A 6,104-nucleotide genomic window follows, 5' to 3' on the forward strand; every position below is an offset into this window, starting at 1 on the left:
AATTTCATATTAAAGAACAGAGCGTTCCCATCTGGTATGATGTAGTTAACGCGGCGGCAAAGCCGTCTGCGTTTACTACTATGCCAGATGAGAACGCTTATTATTTTTCTAGGAGGCATGAAATATGTCAGAGAAAGCAATGGCGCGCAGGCGCAGATATCGGCAGCGACACAGAAGGAACACCCTCGCCACATGGGTGGCGGGCGCGGCCTGCGCGGCTATGCTGGTGTTCCTGGCGGCAATGGGGTGCATGGACTATGTGAATAAGCTGCCACCCCCGGAAAGCTCCACCTTCCCCGGACTGGCGCTGAGCGAAACCAAGCAGGGCACGCCAGACCCGACCATTCAGGACAGCCAGCCCCAGGAGCCATCAACAGTTTACGAGGACGGCACGGACTGGAACCTCCGCCTTGTGAACCGCTGGAACCCCATCCCGGAGGGGTACAACGTGAGCCTCAAGGAGCTCCCCGGCGGGGAGAAGGTAGACGAGCGCATTTATGGGCCGCTGACGGAGATGCTTGAAGCCGCCAGGGAGGGCAACTGGGACGAGCTGCCCCGGGTGATCTCCGGCTACCGTACCCAGGAGGTGCAGCAGGAGCTGTATGACGCCGAGGTAAACAAGTACAAATCCCGGGGCTATTCAGAGGAGGAGGCTAAAGCTGAAGCGGGCAAGTGGGTGGCTGTCCCGGGTACCAGCGAGCATCAGCTTGGCTTGGCGGTGGACGTGGAGGGGGCAACCTATGATGTATTCATCTGGCTCCAGGAGAACAGCTATAAGTATGGATTTATCTTCCGCTATCCGGGGGATAAGACAGATACTACCGGCACGGTGGAGGAGGTCTGGCACTACCGCTATGTAGGGGTGGAGGCCGCCACGGAGATGTATGAGCAGGGGCTTTGTTTGGAGGAATATCTGGAGAAATCCGGATAATATTGATTCGAGTTTCCCGGTACTTTTGCTTGAGCTGATGGCGCTTTGAGGTAGACTTTCATCCACTGGTAGATTCCCCCGGGCATCTGAATGGTCATTGTCCTTGTGTTTTCCACAGGGATTTTCTCCTTGATTTTTAAATTATTGTTTGCGCTATCCTTATGAAATGTGCTAAAATGTAGGCGAAGCGTACATTCGGAGTTTCCCTCGCCCGCACAGCGGCTGCCTTTTGCTTCGCAAATGTACCGGAAAACTCCGGGTGGATTTATGCTATATTAAGCTCAACGAGGAGGATTTTCCATGAATAGTATTGACGCGATTTCCACCCGGCGCAGCGTGCGCCAGTTCACATCCCAGCCCATTTCTGACGGGGACCTGCACACCATTCTCACAGCCGGTATGTCTGGCCCCAGCGCGGTAAACGCCAGGCCGTGGAGTTTTCTTGTGGTCCGTGACCGGGATACGCTCTGCAAAATGGCGGACGGCAACGGCTCTGCAGCCCAGCCCCTAAAGGACGCTGCCTTAGGTATTTTGGTGTTAGGCGACATGACCCGTACCGTTGACCGCGCCCCAGATTATTGGGTCATTGACGGCTCCATCGCCGCGCAGAATATGATCCTTGCAGCCCATAGCCTGGGTATCGGCTCGGTCTGGCTGGGCACCTGGCCGCAGGAGGAGAAGATCGCCGCCCAGCGCCAGCTTTTTGATCTGCCGGAGAGCGCCATGCCCCACTCCATCATTGCTTTCGGCTACCCGGAGGAATCGCAGAAAAATCTGCCTGCCCGTGGAGGCTATGAGGAGGACCGGGTTCATTTTGACAAGTGGTGATCGAAAACATTTCAGATAAATTCGACAGCCCATACCCCAAAATCTGGGAGTTCCCGATGGGTTGGCGTTGTATTGGGCCAGCAGTTCAAGCCCTTCTTCCCTGGAAGCTGTGTATCCAAGAATAGTGAAGCCCCCGCCCTCTTTGGACTTCCGCACAACATACGGACGGCGGCGGTTGCCTGACAGCTTGCTTATACTGCCGTAATTATTCGGCAATTTCAAAAAATATCACCTGTCCCTTTCAAAAGTGGTTGCGCTGAACCAAGGGCAGGTGCTATAATGTACCTGTCCACCCTTGATTCTTTGGTAGGTGTCTTGTGGTGGGTGCTTTCGGAATCCCTACGGTTGCCGCCGTGGGGATTCTTTTTGTTTTGGATCGACGAAATTCGTCCAGCCCTCTGTGGGCCGCTCTACGGCGTTTTTACCCCGTAAAAGGTATTGGGAGAATATTACTTCCTATCTAAAACCCCGTTATAGGCCCTCTGTAGGCTTGTAATGGGGTTATTTATTTTGCTGTTCCAAAACCTTTTTGTAGAACTTGCCTTCAATGGCTTCTTTTGCCCCGGCTTGCAGTTCCTCAAATTCTGCATCGGTAAATGTGGCGGTGTGTCCGTCTTTGGAAAGAATGATTTCCCATTCATCCACTATCTGCACCCGATCTTCTGGTGGATCGCTTTCATTCTCCCAATGCCACTTAGCTTCACGGTGCTTAACCGTGTAATCTTGTGACTTCAAGTAAATTTCTATGGGAGAATCTTTGCTTGCTGTTTGAAGTTCTGCCAGCTTTTCCGGGCCAGCCTGAATATTCCACAATTCCGCACCCATTAAATCAAATGCGGTTACGCCTAGGGCAACTGCAATTTTTTCAACGGTTTCTAATTTGGGGGAAGTTTTATCGCTTTCAAACTGCCATATGGCGGATTGTGTCATTCCTAACCGATCTCCCAAATCCTGTTGAGTTAGTCCCCGTTCTTTCCTAATTCGTTTAATGTTTTCGCCGACCGTCATTGTGTCACCACCTTTCTTTAATGTAGTTTAACACAAGCAAAAAGAAAAAACAAGTGAAAACTTTTAAATTTGTCCTTGACATTAGCGAAAACTTGTGATACTATTAAGGCACATAAGTAATTACTTGTTTTTTTCGAGAAAGAAAGGACGAAAATAAGAAATGGAGCGCAGAACCAAAAGAAAAACCGTGTGGGCCTACCTTGACGGGAAGAAGCTGGTGGACGTGGTGCAAGCGGCCCTTGATAACAACATGCTGGTGGACGATCTGAAAGCCCAGCTTATCGAAGAGAACCCCGGCCATGAAGTCACCTTCAAATGTGAATAGCCCACCTGATGATGGCAAGCCGGTTACTTGCTGAAACAGCGCCCCGGCGCTGTCGTGGGAAACCACAATACTTTGAAAGGACGGTGAAAATCTGATGAATGAAAAGTGGTGCCCTTTGTGCGGCCCTGATTGCAATATGCCCAACTGTGAGCGGGACGATTGCGCATGGTGGACTGATGGTCGCTGTGCAATCGTGGCGATTGCCGAAAACCTGACGAAACCTGACGAAAAGAAAGCGAGGTAATTTAACATGATACTGAACAAATTGAAGTCGAGGGCCAAGGCCCATGATATGAGGATTCGCAAACATCGCAACGGCGACTATTACCTGGTGGACATCTACACCAACACCCTTGCGGTCCCCGATCACATGACTTTAGATGAAGCGGCCCTGTGGTTGGATGATCTGGACAAGGCCCAGCAGTAAGAAAGCCCCCATGTGTCACACCTTCCACAACCTGACACACAGGAGCCGAAGCCTACCCACAACAGGGGCGGCAAGAGCATTATAGCACACCGCCGCCCCGCCTGACAAGAAAGGATTTGTTACATATGGATTTTGATGAAGTCAAAGCGGTTCTTTTCCCTGTTTTGGATAGAATGGGGTATACACTGGATTTGGATGACGGTTTCGACCTTCAACCAGATGTTGTAATTTTCGACCGAAAAAGCAATACAATGATCATTGATCCGAAAGCGGACAGCACAAATCAGATTACCGGTGTGTTGTCCGTGTACTTTGAGCACTTCCCGGCCTTTTGCGAGAGGGCGATTTATCGTCCGGGTAAACGCCCCTCTGATGCAGATGAAAAGCTGTTTAGATTTAAGATAGGATATGTCAGATTGAACGACTACGATCTGAAGAAGTTTGTTCGGTTCATTAACGCAATCATGCTTGCCGCCCAACAGAAAGTGAGGTAATACATAATGAACGCTAAAGATTTTGTTCTCGCCGCTGATGATATTGAAATTCCGGAAGCCCTTGACCTGACCACGGACGAACTGAACGCCATTAAGGCTGAGGCTGCTGAACCGTTTGACATAATCCAGCTTGCCTTCCAGTGCGGCTTCATGCGGGGACAGGATGCCGCCGCCGATGACTTCAAGATGGGTATGGAGCCGGTGAAAGACCGGGCGCAGAAAATCCACTCCACAATTCTTGCCGTTGTTTGTGCGCTGGATCGGATCAAGGAAAACGGCTGTGAACCTGCGCAGTTCGTCCCGGCCCTCTATGGGGTTGACCTGGAAATAGTGAGTTTGAAACGGGATATTGATATTGCTTTGGGCGCTGAAGGGTGATCGCCTATGAAAATCAGAGTATCATACACCCCGGACGAGGAAGCGACAGCGGCCCGGATAGTAGCCCGGCTTCGGGAACTATTCCCCCCCTTAAAGGTCAAAAAAAGCACTACTTCCCCACCGTATAATTACCTGTATATCACCACTTGCAAAAAGGAGCGGCAAGAATGAGAAGAAAAGTTTTGAAACTGTCTACTCCTACAGAAATCAGACGGGCGCTAAGTAGGATCGCCAATATGGTTCTGAATAAGGAGATTGACGGCAAGACCGCATATTCCATAGTTTATATCTGTCATGCGATTTTAGGCACGTTTAACAAGGCGGAAGAGGTTGAAGGAGGTTCCAACGATATGAAATCTAACCGGCAGTTTACGATCCAGCAACTTTTGAGAGCGGCAGAAATCACCGGGGACAGCGAACGCCGTGAACAGTATCTTAACGAGGCGGACAAGCTGATCCGGACGGAGCTGTCCCGTGAAGCGTTGGCTGTGGCTAAAAAAGTAGGCGTATTTCAGGCAGATAACGCTTGACCCCCCTGCCCCCCTATGATATAATTAGATTATCAAAGTACCCCACCCTCTACCGGGTGGAAGCTGTGCGAAAACGGCGTGGGAACTGTCTGCTATGGACGGTTCCCACGCTTTTTTCTATATTAGTCCACTCTGGACGTTAAACGGAGGTAATTCAAGATGGATGAAAACAAGGCCATGCAGAACCAGAACCCGGAAGGAGCCGGGGAAACCACTTTCACGCAAGATCAGGTGAACAAGATCGTTTCTGACCGGCTGGCCCGTGAGAAGGCCAAATCGGAAGCCGCCCTTGCTGAAAGGGAACAGCAGTTGGCCCAGCGCGAATTGCTGTTGACCGCCAAAGAGAAATTGACCGAAAGCGGCCTTCCCGTGGAATTGCTGGACGCTCTGAATGTGTCCAGCCCTGAAGCCATGGAAAAGGCCATTACCACCCTGAAGGGTGTGATCGACAAAATCAAGGGGGAAGCCCGGCCTGTCAAATTCTACGGGGCCAAACCCGCTGAAGCTGGCAGAGCGCCGCAAATGGGCGGTGATTCCCAGCTTAGAAAGGCTATGGGGCTTTCCTGATCCAAGAAAGGAAGTGCCAATAAATGGCTATCAATCTCGTTACCACCTTCAAGCCGCTGGTTGATGAAAAGTTCACCACGGCTTCCAAAAAGTCCCTTCTGACCAACACCGATTTTGATTGGACGGGGGCGCACACCGTCAAGGTGTATAAGATCAGCACGTCCGCCATGAACGACTATGGGCGCACCGGCCCCGCCGCTGGTAATTGGAGCCGTTACGGGGCTGTCGCTTCCCTGGATGCTGTCACCGAGGAAATGACGCTGAAGCGGGATCGTTCCTTCACCTTCGCCATTGACAAGCTGGACACGGACGAAACCGCCCAACAGCTTCAGGCGGCAAGCGCCCTGGAACGCCAGCTTCGGGAAGTGGTGATCCCGGAAGTGGATTCCTATACCTACGGTATCATGTGCACCAATGCTGGAACCGTCCCCGCCGCCAAGGGTCTGACCGCCACGAACATCTATGTGGAAACCCTTGCTGGTTCTGAAGCCCTGGACAATGCCGAGGTTCCCGAAACGGGCCGGGTGCTGGTTGCCACCCCCGCCACCTATGCGCTGATGAAAAAATGCAAGGACATCATCCTTGAAACCGACATTGGCAACGATCTGCGCCTGAA

Annotated in this window: 10 protein-coding genes; 9 read left to right on the top strand and 1 reads right to left on the bottom strand. The window is 51.5% G+C overall.

What is annotated here, in order from left to right; genetic code table 11:
- Nucleotides 1-124: 124 nt before the first annotated feature.
- Both D7X94_RS11135 and D7X94_RS11140 read left to right on the top strand, forming a co-directional pair.
- A complete protein-coding gene (locus tag D7X94_RS11135) occupies nucleotides 125-931 on the top strand; it encodes a M15 family metallopeptidase (RefSeq protein ID WP_120427769.1) in 807 nt (268 codons plus the stop codon).
- A gap of 300 nt (nucleotides 932-1,231) precedes the next feature.
- Nucleotides 1,232-1,759, top strand: a complete 528-nt coding sequence (locus tag D7X94_RS11140) for a nitroreductase family protein (RefSeq protein WP_120427770.1) — start codon at nucleotides 1,232-1,234, stop codon at nucleotides 1,757-1,759.
- Between the two features lie 501 nt (nucleotides 1,760-2,260).
- Here the strand turns inward: D7X94_RS11140 and D7X94_RS11145 are convergent.
- Entirely contained in the window at nucleotides 2,261-2,767 is a 507-nt protein-coding gene (locus D7X94_RS11145) for a helix-turn-helix domain-containing protein (RefSeq protein ID WP_120427771.1), read from the bottom strand.
- Between the two features lie 160 nt (nucleotides 2,768-2,927).
- Between D7X94_RS11145 and D7X94_RS18785 the strand changes: the two genes are divergently transcribed.
- The 7 genes from D7X94_RS18785 to D7X94_RS11170 form a co-directional block, all read left to right on the top strand.
- The gene (locus D7X94_RS18785) at nucleotides 2,928-3,092 is read left to right on the top strand and encodes a hypothetical protein (RefSeq protein ID WP_199715077.1); all 165 of its coding nucleotides are present in this window, start codon (nucleotides 2,928-2,930) and stop codon (nucleotides 3,090-3,092) included.
- Nucleotides 3,093-3,342: 250 nt separating this feature from the next.
- A complete protein-coding gene (locus D7X94_RS18495; RefSeq protein WP_158591004.1) occupies nucleotides 3,343-3,519 on the top strand; it encodes a hypothetical protein in 177 nt (58 codons plus the stop codon).
- A gap of 125 nt (nucleotides 3,520-3,644) precedes the next feature.
- Nucleotides 3,645-4,013 (top strand): hypothetical protein, encoded by a 369-nt coding sequence (locus D7X94_RS11150; protein WP_120427772.1) that lies wholly within the window; start codon nucleotides 3,645-3,647, stop codon nucleotides 4,011-4,013.
- Nucleotides 4,014-4,019: 6 nt separating this feature from the next.
- Nucleotides 4,020-4,391, top strand: coding sequence for a hypothetical protein (locus D7X94_RS11155; RefSeq protein WP_120427773.1), 372 nt, complete (start codon nucleotides 4,020-4,022; stop codon nucleotides 4,389-4,391).
- A 167-nt stretch (nucleotides 4,392-4,558) separates the two neighbouring features.
- Nucleotides 4,559-4,921: a hypothetical protein gene (locus D7X94_RS11160; protein ID WP_120427774.1), complete on the top strand. Its 363-nt coding sequence runs from the start codon at nucleotides 4,559-4,561 to the stop codon at nucleotides 4,919-4,921.
- A gap of 159 nt (nucleotides 4,922-5,080) precedes the next feature.
- On the top strand, nucleotides 5,081-5,488 hold the full coding sequence (locus tag D7X94_RS11165) for a capsid assembly scaffolding protein Gp46 family protein (RefSeq protein WP_120427775.1): 408 nt from the start codon (nucleotides 5,081-5,083) through the stop codon (nucleotides 5,486-5,488).
- A 23-nt stretch (nucleotides 5,489-5,511) separates the two neighbouring features.
- The coding region (locus tag D7X94_RS11170) for a hypothetical protein (RefSeq protein ID WP_120427776.1) at nucleotides 5,512-6,104 on the top strand (593 nt) is incomplete at its 3' end.

The organism is Acutalibacter sp. 1XD8-33, assembly GCF_003612555.1.
Taxonomy (GTDB): Bacteria; Bacillota; Clostridia; order Oscillospirales; family Acutalibacteraceae; genus Acutalibacter.

Excerpts from the sequence above, each read along its gene's own strand:
- D7X94_RS11135 (WP_120427769.1), top strand. The coding sequence starts at position 125 with ATGTCAGAGAAAGCAATGGCGCGCAGGCGCAGATATCGGCAGCGACAC.
- D7X94_RS11140 (WP_120427770.1), top strand. The coding sequence starts at position 1,232 with ATGAATAGTATTGACGCGATTTCCACCCGGCGCAGCGTGCGCCAGTTC.
- D7X94_RS11145 (WP_120427771.1), bottom strand. The coding sequence starts at position 2,767 with ATGACGGTCGGCGAAAACATTAAACGAATTAGGAAAGAACGGGGACTA.
- D7X94_RS18785 (WP_199715077.1), top strand. The coding sequence starts at position 2,928 with ATGGAGCGCAGAACCAAAAGAAAAACCGTGTGGGCCTACCTTGACGGG.
- D7X94_RS18495 (WP_158591004.1), top strand. The coding sequence starts at position 3,343 with ATGATACTGAACAAATTGAAGTCGAGGGCCAAGGCCCATGATATGAGG.
- D7X94_RS11150 (WP_120427772.1), top strand. The coding sequence starts at position 3,645 with ATGGATTTTGATGAAGTCAAAGCGGTTCTTTTCCCTGTTTTGGATAGA.
- D7X94_RS11155 (WP_120427773.1), top strand. The coding sequence starts at position 4,020 with ATGAACGCTAAAGATTTTGTTCTCGCCGCTGATGATATTGAAATTCCG.
- D7X94_RS11160 (WP_120427774.1), top strand. The coding sequence starts at position 4,559 with ATGAGAAGAAAAGTTTTGAAACTGTCTACTCCTACAGAAATCAGACGG.
- D7X94_RS11165 (WP_120427775.1), top strand. The coding sequence starts at position 5,081 with ATGGATGAAAACAAGGCCATGCAGAACCAGAACCCGGAAGGAGCCGGG.